The sequence below is a fragment of the Kribbella sp. NPDC048837 genome, from assembly GCF_055586945.1.
This window is the reverse complement of the sequence record NZ_JBVJHF010000003.1, coordinates 522,254-538,141: the sequence shown is the minus strand read 5'-3', so window position 1 is coordinate 538,141 and position 15,888 is coordinate 522,254. Positions and strand designations below refer to the sequence as shown.

Genomic DNA, 15,888 nt, shown 5'->3' with positions numbered 1-15,888 from the left:
GGAGAACCCATGCCCAGCTTCGGAATCATGACCGCGCCGATGCAGGTCGACTATCACGACGTACTGCGGGTGTGGCGCGAGGCGGACGCCATCCCGGAGATCGAGCACGCGTGGCTGTTCGATCACCTGATGCCGATCGCCGGGGACCCGGGCGGACCGGCGTACGAAGGCTGGACGCTGCTCTCGGCGCTGGCCGCGCAGACCCAGCGACTGCGCCTTGGTCTGCTCGTGACCAGCAACCGCTTCCGGCCGCCGGCGATGCTGGCCAAGATCGCCACGACCGTCGACATCGTCTCCGGTGGACGGCTCGACTTCGGGATCGGTGCGGGCTCACGGCCGAGCCACCCGCTGGCCCGGCGCGAGTACGAAGCCCACGGCCTGCCGTACGACGACTTCGCGCACTCGGTGGAATCCCTCGCCGAAGCGTGCACCGTCATCCGGCGGCTGTGGACCGAGACCGAGCCGTTCGACTTCGACGGCAGCTACGTCCAGCTCACCGGCGCGTTCGGCAACCCCAAACCCGTCCAGCGCCCGCACCCGCCGATCCTCATCGGCGGACGCTCGTCCGCCACCCTCCGCGTGGTCGCCGAGCACGCCGACGTCTGGAACATCCCGGGCGGCGACATCGAGGACGTCGTACGCCGCAGCGCACTGCTCGACCGCTATTGCGCGGAGATCGGCCGCGACCCCGCGACGATCACCCGCTCGATCCACCTGCCCGTGTCGTACGCCCAGCCCGGTGCCACCAAGGATGCGATCGCCGAGGCGGTCGACGCCGGCTTCGGACACATCGTCCTGGGCCTCCCGGACCCGTACCCGGCCCAGGTCGCACGCTGGGTCGCCGACGAGCTCATCAGCATCGCGGCCTGAGGTGCCGTACCGACGGACGGGTAGTCCTCATCCCCAGGCTCCGGCGTCCCGTGTGACGGGCGGCCGCGGCTCGGCGCTGGGCGGACCACTACCCGTTGTTCGGTACGCGTGTGAACCTCGTCGCTGAGTGAAGGGCTGGGGTGTGCCATGATCGGGCCGACGGTTGTGGAGGAACACCGGTGACCGGCTGCGGCCGGGAGTCCGGGGCGGTCCCGCCACTGTGACCGGGTCGGCTCAGCTGCTGCCCGGGAGCCAGGACATCCGCGTCCGTCCGTCGGGCCGCGGTCTCCGCGGTACGGCGTACCAGCAGCCGTAGCGGGCGCGGACACCCGCTCGACGAAGGGACCCACCGCCGATGCGGCCTGCCTCACCGTCCACCGGATTCCCGTTCACCGCGGTGGTCGGGATGGACGATCTGCAACTCGCCCTGATCCTGGCCGCCATCTCCCCGGCGATCGGCGGTGTGCTGATCCGGGGCGAGAAGGGTACGGCGAAGTCGACCGCGGTCCGCGCTCTCACCGAGATCCTCCCGCCGGTGGACGTCGTCCCAGGCTGCCGGTTCTCCTGCGATCCCGAACACCCGGATCCCACCTGCCCCGACGGCCCGCACCCGGCCGTGCCCGAGACCCTCACCCGGCCGGCGCGGCTGGTGGAGTTGCCGGTCGGCGCCACCGAGGACCGGGTGCTCGGGTCGTTGCATCTCGAGAAGGCGCTCGCCGAGGGCATCACGGCGTACGAACCCGGCCTGCTCGCCGGCGCGAACCGCGGGCTGCTGTACGTCGACGAGGTCAACCTCCTGCACGACCACCTGGTCGATGTCCTGCTCGACGCGGCCGCCATGGGTCGCGCGACCGTCGAGCGCGACGGGGTGTCGGTCACGCACCCGGCGCGCTTCGTCCTGGTCGGCACGATGAACCCGGAGGAGGGCGAGCTCCGCCCGCAGCTGCTCGACCGGTTCGGCCTGACCGTCGACGTCGTGGCGAGCCGCGATCCCGCGGTCCGGGTCGAGGTGATGCGCGCGCGGCTCGGGTACGAGGCGGATCCGGCCGATTTCGTGGCTGGGTACGACGGTCCGCAGCGCGAGCTCGCCGAGCGGATCGTGAAGGCGCGCGATCTGCTCGCGGAGGTGATCCTGACCGACGCCGCGCTCCGCCAGATCGCGGAGATCTGTGCGTCGTTCGACGTCGACGGGATGCGGGCCGACCTGGTCACCGCCCGTACGGCGGTCGCCCACGCAGCGTGGTCCGGGCGCACCGTCGTCGAGGTCGACGACGTCCGTGCCGCGGCCAAGCTGGCCCTCCCACACCGACGCCGCCGAAACCCCTTCGACGCCCCGGGCCTCGACGAGGAGCAGCTGGAACAGGCGATCCAGGAGAGCACGCCCCCGCAGGACCCGGACGACGACCCGGATGGTCCAGGTGGTCCCGACGACTCAGGTGGTCCGGGCGGGGGTGTGGATCCATCCTCCGACTCCAGTGGAGAGGAGGTGGATGCACCCGCGCCAGGAACTGCAGGCCCCGGGCCGACGGGTGACGTCGTCGGGAGTTCGGAGCCTTACAAAGCGCGGTTGTTGAGTGTGCAGGCCGCGGGGGCGGGGGTTGCGGGGCGGCGTTCCCGGGCGATCACCGAGGCCGGGCGCGTGGTGGGGGATCGAGCACGCGTCGGGCGGGAGGCCGGGCGGCCGCATCTCCTGGCGACCATTCGATCCGCCGCGCCGCACCAGCATGCACGGGGTCGCACCGGCGCGGGCCTCGCCGTACGGGCGTCGGACGTACGGCTAGGCGTCCGTGAGGGTCGTGAGGGCAACCTTGTGCTGTTCTGTGTCGACGCGTCCGGCTCGATGGGGACGAAGAAGCGGATGGGCGAGGTGAAGACGGCGATCGTCTCGCTGCTCCTCGACGCCTACCAGCGGCGTGACACCGTCGGCCTCGTCACGTTCGCCGGCGCCGACGCCACGGTTGCGCTGCCGCCGACCGGCAGTGTGGAGACCGCCGTACGACGGCTCGAGTCGCTGCCCACCGGCGGCCGCACACCGCTCGCCGAAGGACTGCTCCAGGCGGCCGAAGTCCTCCGGATCGCCGCGATCCGCGACCCACGCCGCCGCCCCCTGCTCGTGCTCGTCACCGACGGCCGCGCGACCCACGGGGACAACGCGTTCGCCAAAGCCCGGCAGGCGGCCGGATGGCTCGCCCAGCAGGGGATCGCGACCGTCGTGGTCGACTGTGAACCGCGCCGCGGCGTCCGGCTCGGCCTGGCCGCCGAGCTCGCCGCGGATCTGGGTGCCGAGTACCTCGACCTCGGTGAAGTTGCCGCAGGCAACCTCATTCGCACCGTGACCGAGCGGAAGGCGGCCTGAGATGCCGAAGGGACAGCCGGCCGTGGTGCCGGAGGACGGCCTGACCACCCGGCAACGCCGGAACCGCCCGCTGCTGATGGTGCACACCGGCGAGATGAAGGGGAAGTCGACGGCCGCCTTCGGGATGGCGCTGCGCGGCTGGAACCAGGGCTGGAACATCGGCGTGTTCCAGTTCGTCAAGAGCGCGAAGTGGAAGGTCGGCGAGGAGGGCGCGTTCAAGGCCCTCGGTCAGTTGCACGAGGCAACCGGTCAGGGCGGACCGGTCGAGTGGCACAAGATGGGCGAGGGCTGGAGCTGGTCGCGCAAGGCCGGCACCGAGGAGGACCACGCCGCCGATGCCCTCGAGGGCTGGCGTGAGATCCAGCGCCGGATCGCGGCGGAGACCCACGACCTCTACGTCCTGGACGAGTTCACCTACCCGATGAAGTGGGGCTGGGTCGACGTCGACGAGGTCGTCGAGACCCTGGTGAACCGGCCCGGCCACCAGTACGTCGTCATCACCGGACGCAACGCCGACCCGCGGCTCCTCGAGGCCGCGGACCTGGTCACCGAGATGACCAAGATCAAGCACCCGATGGACGCGGGCCAGAAGGGACAGAAAGGCATCGAGTGGTGATCCCACGGGTGGTGGTCGCCGCTCCGGCGTCCGGAGCCGGTAAGACGACGGTCGCCGTCGGCCTGATGGCGGCGCTGCGGCAGGCCGGGCACACGGTGGCCGGCTTCAAGGTCGGTCCCGACTACATCGACCCCGGTTTCCACGCGGTCGCGACCGCGCGGCCCGGCCGCAACCTCGACCCCATGTTGCAGGGCGAGGAGCGGGTCGCGCCGTTGTTCGCGCACGGCGCCGCCGGTGCGGACATCGCCGTCGTCGAAGGCGTGATGGGCCTGTACGACGGTGCCCTCGAAACGGAGGGGTACGCCTCGACCGCGCACGTCGCGAAGTTGCTCAAGGCACCCGTCGTCCTGGTCGTGGACGCGTCCGCGGCCGGGCGCAGTGTCGGTGCCGTCGTCACCGGTTTCGTTGCCTTCGACACCGAGGTGCGGATCGTCGGCGTGATCCTGAACAAGGTCGGATCCGACCGGCACGAGGCCGAGGTCCGGGCCGGTGTCGCGCCGACCGGCGTACCGGTGCTCGGCGTCCTCCGGCGCGACACCCGCCTCACCGTTCCCAGCCGGCACCTCGGTCTGGTCCCGGCCGGCGAGCAACGGGAGCAGGCGGCCGACGCGGTCGAGGCCGCCGCCGAACTGGTCCGGGCCGGCGTGGATCTGGACGCCTTCGTCGCGGCCGCCCGGGCCGCCTCGCCGTACGACGCCGAGCCCTGGGACCCGGCCGCCGAGGTGACCCCGGCCGAGGAGGGCCATCCGGTGATCGCCGTTGCCGCCGGCCCCGTCTTCTCCTTCCACTACACCGAGACCACCGAGCTGCTCGTTGCCGCCGGCGCCGAGGTGGTGACCTTCGACCCGCTGACCGATCCGTTGCCTGAGGCAACCTCAGCGCTCTACCTCGGCGGCGGTTTCCCCGAGCTGCACGCGGAGGCGCTGTCCGCCAACACCGCTCTCCGCCGCCAGGTCGGCACCGAGGTCGCGGCCGGCCTGCCGGTGATCGCGGAGTGCGCCGGCCTGCTGTACCTGTGCCGCGAGCTCGACGGCCATCCGATGACGGGCGTCCTGCCCGCGACCGGCCGGATGACGGGCCGCCTGACGCTCGGTTACCGCACCGCGATCGCCGCGACGACGAGCGCCTTCTTCGACGAGGGCCGCCGCGTCCGCGGACACGAGTTCCACCGTACGGCGGTGGAGCTCGACGGTGAGGTGGATCCGGCGTGGTACCTGCCGGGTGGCGTCGAAGGGATCACGCTGCCCCGCGTGCACGCGTCGTACCTGCATCTGCATTGGACGGCGAGCCCGGATGTGCCGGCCCGGTTCGTCGCGGCCGCGCGGGTCCATGCGGGGCTGGAGAAGTGAGGCTCGTCGTCGGAGTCGGGCTGCGGGCGGGTACGTCGTACCGCGAGCTGCGCGACCTGGTCGACGAGGCGCTGACCGCGGCCGGCGCGGGGGAGGTGCGCACTATCGTCACGGTGGACGGGCGGGAGTCCGAGCCGGGGCTGCAACGTCTGGTGGCGTCGCTGGGGGCGGAGCTTCAGACCGCGTCGTCGGCGGAGCTCGCACGCCAATCCGCGCCGACGCCTAGTGAGCGGGTCGAGGAGCTGGCGGGTACGGCGAGCGTCGCCGAGGCTGCCGTGCTCGTCACGGGCGCCGAACTCGTGGTCACCAAGCGCCGCTCCGCGAACGCGACAGCTGCCGTGGGTCGACTGCCTGCTGCCCCTGGGTACACACCATCAGAACGTGCGGTGGTGCACCGGGTGATCGCCGAGCGGCGGGACGTCCGGCGAGGGTTCGTGGATGTGCCGATCGACGACACCCTGCTGACCAGGGTGCTCGAGGCGGCGCATCGGGCGCCGAGTGTCGGCTTGAGTCAGCCGTGGGACTTCCTGCTGATCCGGGACATCGCCACCCGGCGGAAGGTGCATGATCTCGCGACCGCTCAGCGGGATGCGTTCGCGGCCTCGCTGCCGGCGGATCGGCGGCGGGCGTTCGACGGGCTCAAGATCGAGGCGATCCTCGACACCCCGCTGAACATCGCGGTGACCTGCGATCCGGGCCGCGGCGGACGGCACGTGCTGGGACGGCACGCGGATCCGCGGACGACCTGGTTCTCCGCTGCCATCGCCATCCAGAACCTGTGGCTGGCCGCGCGAGCCGAGGGCCTCGGCGTCGGCTGGGTCTCGTTCTTCGAGCCGGGTGAGGTCGCGGCGGTGCTCGACCTGCCGGCTCATATCGACCTCGTCGGCTACCTGTGCGTCGGGCACGTCGAGGAGTTCGCGGCGGCGCCTGAGTTGATGCGGACGGGGTGGGCCACCCGTCGACCGCTCGCGTGGGCGGTTCACCACGATCATTGGGGCCGGCGCGATTCGTCGATCGTTGGCGATGCGCTGGAGGCGGGGGAGAGCGCCGTACCGAGTGCTGGCCGGCAGACGGTGCGAGTGGTCGTGGGTGGAGATCCGGCGACGCACCTGGAGCAGTCCGAGGCGCTGGTCGTCGTACTGGATGCGGCGAAGTCGCCTGCCGATTTCGGCGTGCTCTGGCGGCCGGCGCGGACTCCGGTGGAGGCGGTCGAGCTCGGAGTGGAGATCGCCCGGGATCTGGCGATGCAGGGTGCCGGGGAGCTCGTCGTCCGTGTCGTAGAGCAGTCCGAGGTGGCGGAGGCGCTGGCGCGGGGGTTGAGGGTCGGTGCGTCGGCCTGTGGGATGGCACACTCCTCCGCATGACTTCGGAGGCCCCCATGTACGTGCCCGCGTTCTCGATGAAGCAGCGGGTGACGATGATGGCGAACAAGTACGAGCTGATCGCCACCAACCCGGACGGGAGCGACGGACCGCTGCTGGCGTTCGCGCAGCAGAAGCGGATGGCGTTCAAGGAGCAGGTCACCTTCTACTCCGACGACACCAAGTCCCGGCCGGTGTTCTCGTTCAAGGCGCGCAAGACGATCGACCTGGGCTCCGGGTACGACGTGTTCGACGCGAACGGGCAGCAGATCGGCTGGTTCAAGAAGGAGTTCGGCAAGAGCCTGCTGCGGTCCAGCTGGCAGCTCAGCGGTACCGGCATCGACACCGACGGGACCGAGCGCAACCCGACCATCGCGATCATCCGCCGGGTCTGGGACTTCGTCCCGTTCATCGGCGAGATCCCGCTGCCGTTCATCTTCCACTTCGACTTCGTCGAGCGGGGGACCGGGCAGCCGGTACTCTCGGTCGAGCGGAGGCTGTCGGTCCGGGACCGCTACCGGATCACCGTCCAGGACCAGCGGATGGACTTCCGCGTCGCGGCGGCGATGACGGTGGCCCTGGACGCCCTCCAGAGCCGCTGAGCGGCCCCACCCGAGCCTGAGCTGAGCCCGAGCTGAGTCTGAGCTGAATCTGATCCGGGTCCGGCGTACGACCACGGTCGTACGCCGGACTCACTCTTTTGGGTGAACCGACCCTGAGACCCCTTGGTTCCGGCCTGAGCCGGTGCGACGCTTGACCCATGGGTGTAGCGCAGCGCAGTCGACGGTGGTTGGTCCCGGTCACGGCGGTCGCAGTGGTGGCGGGTGTGGGGACGCTCGGGCCGGTGGTCGCGGACGCCTCGCCGAAGCTGCCCGGGATCACCGCGCAGGACCTGCTCGCCAAGGTGCAGACCGCGAAGGTCGACGGCCTGAGCGGCACCGTCCGCTCCGACACGGATCTCGGCCTGCCCGCGATCCCCGGGGTCGAGGGTGGCAACCAGCTGACCGAGCTGCTGTCCGGCGAGCACACCGCCCGGGTGGCGTACGCCACCCCCGACAAGGCCCGGGTCTCGGTGCTCGACACCATGGCCGAGCGGGTCTGGACGACCGACGGCAAGTCCGCCTGGGCGTACGACTCGGCCAAGCGGGAGGCCGTGAAGCTGACTGTTCCGGCGCACTCCACGACTCCCAAGGCCGCGCCGCAGGGCTATGACCCGCAGGCGGTGGCCAAGCAGTTCCTCGACGCGATCGACCCGACCACCAAGGTCCAGGTCAGCGGCACCGAGAAGGTGGCCGGCCGCGATGCGTACAAGCTGCGCCTGGTACCGAAGACCGACAAGACGACCGTCGGCTCGGTGACCCTGGCGATCGATTCCAAGACCTGGGTCCCGCTCGAGGTGACCGTGATGCCGCGGACCGGGAACGACCCGGCCGTCCAGCTCGGATTCTCCGCCGTCTCGTTCGACGTCCCCGCCGCGAGCACCTTCACCTTCACCCCGCCGAAGGGTGTGAAGGTGACGGAGGAGAAGGCACCCCAGACCCGCGAGGTTCCGAAGCAGGTCACGCCGCCGAAGACGATCGGCCCGAAGGGCACCAAGCCCGGTCCGGCGAACTCCGACCGGCCGACCGTGATCGGTACCGGCTGGGAGAGCGTGGCGATGATTCGCGGCGTGAAGACCACCGGGAACGGCCCGCTCGACCAGCTGTTGCTCAAGGCGCCGACCGTGCAGGGTTCGTGGGGGAAGGGCAAGGTCCTCACCAGCAAGATGGTGAGCGCACTGATCACCGACGACGGCCGCGTGTTCGTCGGCCTGGTCACCCCGGACACCCTCCAGGCCGCCGCAGCGAAGGCCCCCCGCTGACCGTGGATGCCCCGGTGGTCACCCATGGGCTGACCAAACGGTTCCGGGGTGGGCAGGTGGCGGTGGATGCCGTCGACCTCGAGGTGCCGGCGGGGAGCGTGTTCGGCTTCCTCGGGCCCAACGGCTCCGGGAAGACGACGACCATCCGGATGCTGCTCGGGCTGATCGCGCCGACGTCCGGCTCGGTCGAGCTGCTCGGCGAGCCGATGCCGAAGGCACACCTGCAGGTGCTGCCGCGGGTCGGCGCTCTGGTCGAAGGCCCGGCGTTCTACCCGTTCTGGACCGGGCAGGCCAACCTGCTCAGGTTCGACGCCGCCGACCGCACCGCCGACCCCAAGACCCGCAAGGCCCGCGCGGGGGAGGCCCTCGAACGGGTCGGCCTGTCGAACGCGGCCGGCAAGAAGGTCCGCGCGTACTCACTCGGCATGCGGCAGCGCCTCGCCATCGCGGTCGCGCTGATGCAGCGCCGGGAGCTGCTCGTCCTGGACGAGCCGACCAACGGTCTCGACCCGCAGGGCACCCGCGAGGTCCGGCACCTGATCCGCGACCTCGCCAACGACGGCACCACGGTCTTCACCTCGACCCACCTGCTGGCCGAGGTCGAGCAGGTCTGCACCCACGCCGCGGTGATGAGCCGCGGCCGCCTGGTCCGCCAGTCCACCGTGGCCGATCTCCGCGCCGAGCTCCGGCCCCGCCTGATCGTGCGTACGCCGGACCTCGGCCCGGCGGCCGAGACCCTGCAGGGAATGGGCGTGACCGATCTCCGCACCACCGCCGAGACGGTCGAAGGCGACCCGGGCGAGCTCCCGATCGAGAAGTTCGCCGCCGCGCTGGTCGCCGCCGACGTCCGGATCCACGGCTTCGGGCTGGAACGACCGAGTCTCGAAGACGCCTTTGTCGCGCTCACCGGGGAGGGCTTCGATGTCGCCGAGTAACGAGACGGCGGTCGCCGACGCGGTGATCGTCGGACGGCCGAACGCCGGACGGCACACGCTTGCGCTCTTCACCTCGGAGCTGCACCTGGTCTTCGGCCGCGCCCGCACGCAGGTCGGGCTCGGCGTCCTCGCGGCCGTTCCGCTGCTGATCGGGATCGCGATCAAGCTCTCCGGCAACGACAACGGCGCCCAAGGATTCCTCGGTCAGGTCGCCGGCAACGGGCTGTTCCTGATCGTCGCCAGTCTCGGATTGTCGTTGCCGTTCTTCCTGCCGACCGCGGTGACGGTGATCTCGGGGGAGTCGCTCGCGGGCGAGTCCAGCCTGGGCACCCTGCGGAACCTGCTGACCGCACCGGCCGGCCGGTCCCGGTTGCTGGCGGCGAAGATGGTCGCGCTTGCCGTGTTCTGCCTGGCCGCGACGATGACGATCTGGATCTCCGGGCTGATCGTCGGACTCATCCTGTTCCCCGTCGGCGACGTACTGCTGCTCTCCGGGACGACGGTTTCGCTCGGCGAGGGTCTGGTCCGCGCCCTGGCGATCGCCGTGGTGATCTCGGCGTCACTGCTCGGGCTGGCTGGGATCGGGCTGTTCGTGTCGTCGCTGACGTCGACCCCGCTGGCCGCGATGGCCGCCACCTTCGGCACGTTCATCGTGCTCGGCATCCTGACCGCGATCCCGCAGCTGCACGCGATCCACCCGTGGCTGCTGATGTACCGCTGGCCGTCGTTCGCCGACCTGCTCCGCGACCCGCCGTACTGGCACGAGATCGGCCGGAACCTGCTCCTGCAGGCCGGGTACCTGGCCGTGTTCTACACCGCCGCCTGGGCCCGCATCACCAGCCGCGACATCACCTGAGAGGCTGGGCCGGTGGAAGCCGACCTGGTAGCGGTGCTGAGATGTCCCGTCTGTGGTGACGCCCTCGCGCTGACCGACCGCACTGCGCGCTGTCCACGCAACCATGCGTACGACGTCGCCAAGCAGGGCTACCTCAACCTGTTGCCTTCGGCATCGAACGGGATCGACGGCGACTCGGCCGCGATGGTCGGCGCCCGGACGGTCTTCCTCGGCGGCGGTCACTACGCGCCGATCCGGGACGCACTCATCCTCCAGGCCGCGGGACTTCAAGCCGATGATCTTGTCGTGGAGGTCGGCGCAGGCACCGGGTACTACCTCGCCGGTGTGCTCGGCACGGCGGCCGGCCGCCGCGGCATCGCCTTGGACGTCTCTCGGTACGCCGCTCGCCGCGCGGCCAAGGCGGATCCGCGGATCGGGTCCGTGGTGTGTGACGCCTGGCGGGAGCTGCCGTTGCTGGACGACTCGGCCCGGCTGATGCTGAACGTGTTCGCCCCACGCAACGCCACCGAGATGGCCCGGGTGCTCGCGCCGGACGGCACACTGCTCGTGGTCACTCCGAACCAGCAGCACCTTGCCGAGCTGGTCGGCGTACTGGGGCTCGTCACGGTGGACGAGGAGAAGGAGCGCCGGCTGCAGGACGCGTTCGCCGGTGTGTTCGTGCGCACCGGGTCCGAGGTGATCGAGGACGCGATGCGGCTCGACCGGTCGGCGGTCGAGCAGTTGGTGCTGATGACGCCGAGCGCGCGGCATCTGAACTACCGCGAGCTGCTCGGCAAGATCGCCGTACTGCCTGAGCCCTCCCTGGTCACGCTGTCCGTCACGCTCTCCACCTGGCGGCCCGCCTGAGTGATGCCGGCTCGAGCACGGCACCACCGGACGACCCGGGGCAGGATCAGCGTCAGGCGGCGTTGGCGGTGAGTTCGCGGGCTACCACGGTGCCGTGCTGCTCGGCGCTGACGAGAGCCTCGGACTCGGACACCTTCGAGGCGTCGATGAGCTCCTCCATGCCCGGGGTGACCGGGGCGAGGGTGAGCTCGGCGGCGGCGGTCCGGATGTTCATGCCGAGGATGTCGCCGAAGACGCGCTCCAGGTACGGCGTGGCGTGGTCCCAGCCGTGCTTCGGAGTGCCGGGGCTGTAGCCGCCACCGCGGGCCAGCGTGAAGATGACCGGGCGGCCGGCCGTCGGGCTCGGCCCGCGGACCAGCTCCATGTCGATCAGCAGCAGGTCGATCCAGGCCTTCACGTGCTGCGCGATGCCGTAGTTGTACAGCGGGACCGCGAGCAGGACCGCGTCGGCGTTCTTGACCTCGGCCGCGAGCTCCGCGGCGAGGGCCCTGGCCTCGGCCAGCGGCATCCGCTCGCCTTCGGTGGTGGGTTCCTGGCCGACCTGCGCCGCGGCCAGGGTGGGCCACACGGTCGCGGGCAGCGGGTGCAGCCCGAGATCGCGCCGGACCACGACGCCGTCGGGGTGCTCCGCCTTCCAGGCGGCCTCCGCGCTGTCCGCCAGGGCGCGGGACACCGATCCGTCCAGGCGGATGCTGGCGTCGACGCGTAACAGGGTGCTCATGTCGTCTGTCTCCATCGAGTGAGGGGGCGTAGCTCGTTTGAGCTGCTCCGAAGATAATCTGTCGAACAGAACATATTCAAGTTAGATCGTATTCCGGGTGGCATACACCACGTACGATGGGAGCCGTGACCAGTTCTTCGCCCGAGGTCGCGACCCGGGCCACCCGAGGGGTCGAGCCCCAGACGGCCAGTGGCGCGCCGGTGGACTCCGACCTCGGCTGGGCGCTGGGCGTGGTGTTCCGCCGGTATGCGAAGGCGGCCGCCGCCGCACTGGACGACGTGCCGGGTGGGCCGCGGGGTTATCAGGTGCTCGCCACGGCGAATGCCGAAGGGCCGCGGCGGCAGCTCGACCTGGCCGCGCAGCTCGGCGTGGACCGGACCGTGATGACGTACCTGCTGGACGACCTGGAGAAGGCCGGTCTGGTGCACCGCCAGCCCGACCCGGCCGACCGCCGGGCGCGGCTGATCGTGCCGACCGAGCAGGGTCTCGAGACCCTGTGTGACCTCGAACGCCGCCTCGCCACCGCCGAGGAGGAAGTGCTCGGCATCCTCGACGAGAGCGAGCGCTCGAGCTTCCGCATGCTGCTGCGCCGGGTCGCGATGAAGGCGAACGCGGTGGACCCGCTGCACAACGCGTGTGCGCTGGCCGACGAAACGGTCGACCCCGCCGACACCTGAGCTGGTTGGGCTAGTGCAGCGGCACGAAGCCTGACTCGTACGCGCGAATGACGGCCTGCGTGCGGTCGCGCGCGTTGAGCTTCGCGAGCACGTTGGCGACGTGGGTCTTGACCGTCTGCAGCCCGAGGATCAGTTCGTTCGCGATCTCCAGGTTCGAGAGTCCGCGCGCCATCAACCGCAGCACCTCCTGCTCGCGCTCGGTCAGCTGGTACTCGTCCAGGCCGGTCGGCCGCGGTTCCTGCGTGCCCACGTGGGCCAGCGCGAGTGCCCGGATCGCCTCCGGGAACAACAGCGACTCGCTCCCGGCGACCGTGCGGATGGCCGCGATGATGTCGTCCGGCGGCGTCCGCTTCAGCAGGAACCCGGACGCGCCGGCGCGGAGCGCGTCGTACACGTAGTCGTCGTTCTCGAAGGTCGTGACGACCAGTACGCGCGGCGCCGGGTCGAGGTTCTCCAGCAGCAGCCGGGTGGCCTGGATCCCGTCCACCGCGGGCATCCGGACGTCCATCAGCACGACGTCGGCGCCGGTCCGGCGGACCACCGGGAGCACCTCCGCGCCGTCACCGGCCTCGCCGACGACCGTCAGGTCGGGCTCGGCGTTGATGATGGCGCGCAACCCACTGCGGATCAGCGGCTCGTCGTCGACCACGACCACCGACAGGTTCATGTCATCCCTTCGTCGTCGTCACGCTGACCGGCAGGGTGACCGCGAGCCGCCAGCTGTCCCCGTCCGGGCCGGCGTCCACGGTCCCTTGCAGTACGGCGACCCTTTCACGGATCCCGGCCAGTCCCCGGCCACCGCCCGAGGTGTCCGAGGCGCCGCTCACCGGGTTGGTCACGGCGAGCCGCAACCCGGAGGTGTCCAGCCGGATCGACAGGTCGACGCTGAGCTCACCGGCCGGACGGCCGGCGTGCCGGATCGCATTCGTCAGGCCCTCCTGGATGATCCGGTAGGCCTCCCGGGAGACCGCCGCCGGCAGCTGGTCCAGCCGGCCGGACCGCTCGAGCTCGACCGAGATCCCGCCGGCCCGGGTGGCGTCGACCAGGCGGTCGAGCTCCCCGAGCGTCGCCTGTGGCGTGGTCCGGGAGCCGGGCCGCCGGTCGTCACGGAGCAGACCGAGCACGTGGTCGAGGTCGGCCAGCGCCGCCCGGGCGGACGTCTCCATGGCGGCCAGTGCGGTCTCCGCGAACTCCGGATCGGTCGCCAGCACCCGGCGCGCGGCGGCAGCCTGGATGGTGACCAGGCTCAGGGCGTGCCCGACGCTGTCGTGCAGCTCGCGGGCCAGACGGTTGCGCTCGGCAAGCGTCGCGGTCTGCCGCTCGAGCAACTCGATCCGCTCGGCGGCCGTCGGGCCGAGCACCCGCGGCGCCAGATGGGCGAGCAGAGCGCCGACCGCGGCAGACAGCATGAAGAGCCCGGCGATCCCGCCCAGCGCGGCGGCCGGCAGCCAGAGGTCGTGCCAGGTCCCGCTGATGTCGTACGACAGGCCGGGAACGACGTCGTGAGGGCCGGGGGACCGGAACGGTGCCACCAGCCACATCGCGCCGACCCCGAACACGATCGTGCTGAGGATGCCGACCAAGCCACCGGCGACCAGGTGCAGGCAGAACCAGATCGTCGTCCGGCGCCGCTGTGCCCAGGTCCGCGCCGGGCCGAGCGGGCGCTCCTCGAACCGCACGCCGAGCAGCGACTCGACCGCGATGCCCTCGACCTCACGGACCGCCGGCAGTAGGCCGAGGACGAGCGGCGGCGTGGCCACCAGGATCGCGAGGACGATGCCGCTGGCAACCTTCGGCAGTTGCAGTTCCTGGGCGACCGAGCCGAGCGCGCTGTCCACCAGGATGAACGCCAGCACCAGCGCGGCACCGAGCAGCAGATAGACCCACCGCAGGTACGTCGACGTACGGACCAGGCTGGTCACCGCGATCCCGGCGTACGACGCCCAGCGGCGCAGCGGGGACGTGGACCGGCGGCCCGGCCCCGGCGCCGGCGCGCGCGCGGGACGCGCCGACCCACGCACCAGTCCGTCCGTCACCCCCTCATCGTGTCAAATCCCGCCGCCGGCCACCTCCCTCCCCGGAGGGAGCGCGGGGAAACCCTTGCGATCGGCCGCCGGGGGTGGGCTGGGTCACCTGGATGTGCGGGTTTACGCAAATTTGACGGGGTAGGGACGGGTTCGGAGCCGGTGGACGTCGCGATCTGCTGTCCAGGCGGGTACGGTCTGTGGTCGGGGCGGGTGCCGGTCCGGACACGGGCAGGTATGGGGAACGGCTCCAGGACGGGTGGCCGACGGGCTCGGCGCGGGACCCGGGGCAGTGGACGTTAAGTCACTGTGAAGTCCCCGCGGGCCGATTGACCACCTTTCCATATTTGATGTTTGATCAAATATCGGGACGAGAGAGGTCGATATGAGGTTGAGGCGTTCCGTCATCGCACTGGTGGCGGTCCTGGGGCTCGCCCTGGTCAGTGCTTGCAACAACAGTGACGACAAGGACAAGGCCGCGGACAACGGCCTGACGAAGGTCAGCTACCTGACCTCGTTCAACACCTTCGGCCGTGAGGCCTATGCCTACGTGGCCCTGGAGAAGGGCTACTTCAAGGACGCCGGCTTCGACGTCACGATCAACCCGGGCTCCGGCACGGTCGACGTGATGAAGCTGGTCGCCGGCGGCCAGGCCGACTACGGCATCGGTGACTTCACCGCGGTCGTGATCACCCTGGGCAAGCAGAAGCTGCCGGTCACCACGGTCGGGATGATCCACCAGCGGTCGCTGGCCGCGATCATGTCGCTCGAGGGCTACGGCATCAACAAGCCGGAGGACCTGATCGGCAAGTCGATCGGCGACCAGCCCGGCTCGACCAACACCGTGATGTTCCCGGTCTACGCCAAGGCCGCGGGGATCCCGGCCGACCAGACCAAGTTCATCCCGTCGCCGCCGCCGGGGCTGCCGACCCTGCTCGCCTCGGGCAAGGTCAAGGGCATCGGTCAGTTCGTGGTCGGCAAGCCGCTGGTCGAGAAGGCCGACCCGCAGCACCGCAAGGCCGTCGTGCTGCCCTACGGCAAGGTGCTGCCGGACCTCTACGGCAACGCGATCATCACCCGGACCGACCTGGCCAAGGACCACCCGGACCAGGTGAAGAAGTTCACCGGCGCGCTGCTCAAGGGCCTGCAGGACACCTACGACGACCCGGCCGCGGCCGCCGCGATCCTGAAGAAGTACGTGCCGCAGACCGATCTCGAGGTCGCCACCCAAGAGCTGACCATCATGAAGGACTACATCAAGCCGGAGGACTACAACGGCCCGCTCGGCGCGGTGGATCTGAACCGGGTCAAGAAGGTCATCTCGCTGCTGGACGACGCGAAGGCGATCACTCCGGCCGGTTCGGTCAAGCCCGAAGATGTCGTCACGCTGAACCTCGCGCCGAAGGCGTGAGAACA

The 15,888-nt window shown here is 70.7% G+C and carries 15 protein-coding genes and 1 riboswitch; of the genes, 12 read left to right on the top strand and 3 right to left on the bottom strand.

Features of this window, described 5'->3' with window-relative positions; all coding sequences use genetic code 11:
• Positions 1-9 precede the first annotated feature (9 nt).
• From ACZ6O0_RS18190 to ACZ6O0_RS18145, 10 genes are all read left to right on the top strand, one after another.
• On the top strand, positions 10-870 hold the full coding sequence (locus tag ACZ6O0_RS18190; protein WP_465766069.1) for an LLM class flavin-dependent oxidoreductase: 861 nt from the start codon (positions 10-12) through the stop codon (positions 868-870).
• A 146-nt stretch (positions 871-1,016) separates the two neighbouring features.
• A riboswitch (cobalamin riboswitch) is annotated at positions 1,017-1,153 on the top strand.
• Between the two features lie 72 nt (positions 1,154-1,225).
• Positions 1,226-3,226: a putative cobaltochelatase gene (locus ACZ6O0_RS18185; protein ID WP_465766068.1), complete on the top strand. Its 2,001-nt coding sequence runs from the start codon at positions 1,226-1,228 to the stop codon at positions 3,224-3,226.
• Position 3,227: 1 nt separating this feature from the next.
• A complete protein-coding gene (cobO, locus tag ACZ6O0_RS18180; RefSeq protein ID WP_465766067.1) occupies positions 3,228-3,842 on the top strand; it encodes a cob(I)yrinic acid a,c-diamide adenosyltransferase in 615 nt (204 codons plus the stop codon).
• Complete coding sequence (locus ACZ6O0_RS18175; protein WP_465766066.1) at positions 3,839-5,191, top strand: cobyrinate a,c-diamide synthase; 1,353 nt, start codon at positions 3,839-3,841, stop codon at positions 5,189-5,191. The genes cobO and ACZ6O0_RS18175 overlap by 4 nt, the downstream gene beginning before the upstream one ends.
• Entirely contained in the window at positions 5,188-6,555 is a 1,368-nt protein-coding gene (gene bluB, locus ACZ6O0_RS18170; RefSeq protein WP_465766065.1) for a 5,6-dimethylbenzimidazole synthase, read from the top strand. Before ACZ6O0_RS18175 ends, bluB begins: the two co-directional genes overlap by 4 nt.
• Complete coding sequence (locus ACZ6O0_RS18165; protein ID WP_465766064.1) at positions 6,552-7,154, top strand: LURP-one-related family protein; 603 nt, start codon at positions 6,552-6,554, stop codon at positions 7,152-7,154. Before bluB ends, ACZ6O0_RS18165 begins: the two co-directional genes overlap by 4 nt.
• A 158-nt stretch (positions 7,155-7,312) precedes the next feature.
• Positions 7,313-8,413 (top strand): LolA family protein, encoded by a 1,101-nt coding sequence (locus ACZ6O0_RS18160; protein ID WP_465766063.1) that lies wholly within the window; start codon positions 7,313-7,315, stop codon positions 8,411-8,413.
• Between the two features lie 14 nt (positions 8,414-8,427).
• Positions 8,428-9,348: an ABC transporter ATP-binding protein gene (locus tag ACZ6O0_RS18155; RefSeq protein WP_465766062.1), complete on the top strand. Its 921-nt coding sequence runs from the start codon at positions 8,428-8,430 to the stop codon at positions 9,346-9,348.
• Complete coding sequence (locus ACZ6O0_RS18150; protein WP_465766061.1) at positions 9,335-10,204, top strand: ABC transporter permease; 870 nt, start codon at positions 9,335-9,337, stop codon at positions 10,202-10,204. The genes ACZ6O0_RS18155 and ACZ6O0_RS18150 overlap by 14 nt, the downstream gene beginning before the upstream one ends.
• A 12-nt stretch (positions 10,205-10,216) precedes the next feature.
• A complete protein-coding gene (locus tag ACZ6O0_RS18145; protein WP_465766060.1) occupies positions 10,217-11,050 on the top strand; it encodes a putative RNA methyltransferase in 834 nt (277 codons plus the stop codon).
• Positions 11,051-11,102: 52 nt separating this feature from the next.
• On the opposite strand, the gene ACZ6O0_RS18140 is transcribed toward ACZ6O0_RS18145, so the two are convergent.
• On the bottom strand, positions 11,103-11,771 hold the full coding sequence (locus ACZ6O0_RS18140; protein ID WP_465766059.1) for an FMN-dependent NADH-azoreductase: 669 nt from the start codon (positions 11,769-11,771) through the stop codon (positions 11,103-11,105).
• Between the two features lie 116 nt (positions 11,772-11,887).
• On the opposite strand from ACZ6O0_RS18140, the gene ACZ6O0_RS18135 reads away from it, so the two are divergent.
• A complete protein-coding gene (locus ACZ6O0_RS18135) occupies positions 11,888-12,448 on the top strand; it encodes a MarR family winged helix-turn-helix transcriptional regulator (protein WP_465766058.1) in 561 nt (186 codons plus the stop codon).
• Positions 12,449-12,458: 10 nt separating this feature from the next.
• Here ACZ6O0_RS18135 and ACZ6O0_RS18130 read toward each other — a convergent pair whose 3' ends face one another.
• Together ACZ6O0_RS18130 and ACZ6O0_RS18125 are read right to left on the bottom strand one after the other, a co-directional pair.
• Positions 12,459-13,115 carry a response regulator transcription factor gene (locus tag ACZ6O0_RS18130; RefSeq protein ID WP_465766057.1) on the bottom strand — a complete coding sequence of 219 codons (657 nt, stop codon included), beginning with the start codon at positions 13,113-13,115 and terminating at the stop codon, positions 12,459-12,461.
• Position 13,116: 1 nt separating this feature from the next.
• Positions 13,117-14,484, bottom strand: a complete 1,368-nt coding sequence (locus ACZ6O0_RS18125) for a sensor histidine kinase (protein WP_465766056.1) — start codon at positions 14,482-14,484, stop codon at positions 13,117-13,119.
• 373 nt (positions 14,485-14,857) lie between these two features.
• Between ACZ6O0_RS18125 and ACZ6O0_RS18120 the strand changes: the two genes are divergently transcribed.
• A complete protein-coding gene (locus ACZ6O0_RS18120; RefSeq protein ID WP_465766055.1) occupies positions 14,858-15,883 on the top strand; it encodes an ABC transporter substrate-binding protein in 1,026 nt (341 codons plus the stop codon).
• Positions 15,884-15,888 lie beyond the last annotated feature (5 nt).

Coding starts and splice junctions, on each gene's coding strand:
- ACZ6O0_RS18190 (WP_465766069.1), top strand. CDS start 10: ATGCCCAGCTTCGGAATCATGACCGCGCCGATGCAGGTCGACTATCAC.
- ACZ6O0_RS18120 (WP_465766055.1), top strand. CDS start 14,858: ATGAGGTTGAGGCGTTCCGTCATCGCACTGGTGGCGGTCCTGGGGCTC.
- ACZ6O0_RS18135 (WP_465766058.1), top strand. CDS start 11,888: ATGGGAGCCGTGACCAGTTCTTCGCCCGAGGTCGCGACCCGGGCCACC.
- ACZ6O0_RS18185 (WP_465766068.1), top strand. CDS start 1,226: ATGCGGCCTGCCTCACCGTCCACCGGATTCCCGTTCACCGCGGTGGTC.
- ACZ6O0_RS18160 (WP_465766063.1), top strand. CDS start 7,313: ATGGGTGTAGCGCAGCGCAGTCGACGGTGGTTGGTCCCGGTCACGGCG.
- ACZ6O0_RS18150 (WP_465766061.1), top strand. CDS start 9,335: ATGTCGCCGAGTAACGAGACGGCGGTCGCCGACGCGGTGATCGTCGGA.
- ACZ6O0_RS18140 (WP_465766059.1), bottom strand. CDS start 11,771: ATGAGCACCCTGTTACGCGTCGACGCCAGCATCCGCCTGGACGGATCG.
- ACZ6O0_RS18130 (WP_465766057.1), bottom strand. CDS start 13,115: ATGAACCTGTCGGTGGTCGTGGTCGACGACGAGCCGCTGATCCGCAGT.
- cobO (WP_465766067.1), top strand. CDS start 3,228: ATGCCGAAGGGACAGCCGGCCGTGGTGCCGGAGGACGGCCTGACCACC.
- ACZ6O0_RS18165 (WP_465766064.1), top strand. CDS start 6,552: ATGACTTCGGAGGCCCCCATGTACGTGCCCGCGTTCTCGATGAAGCAG.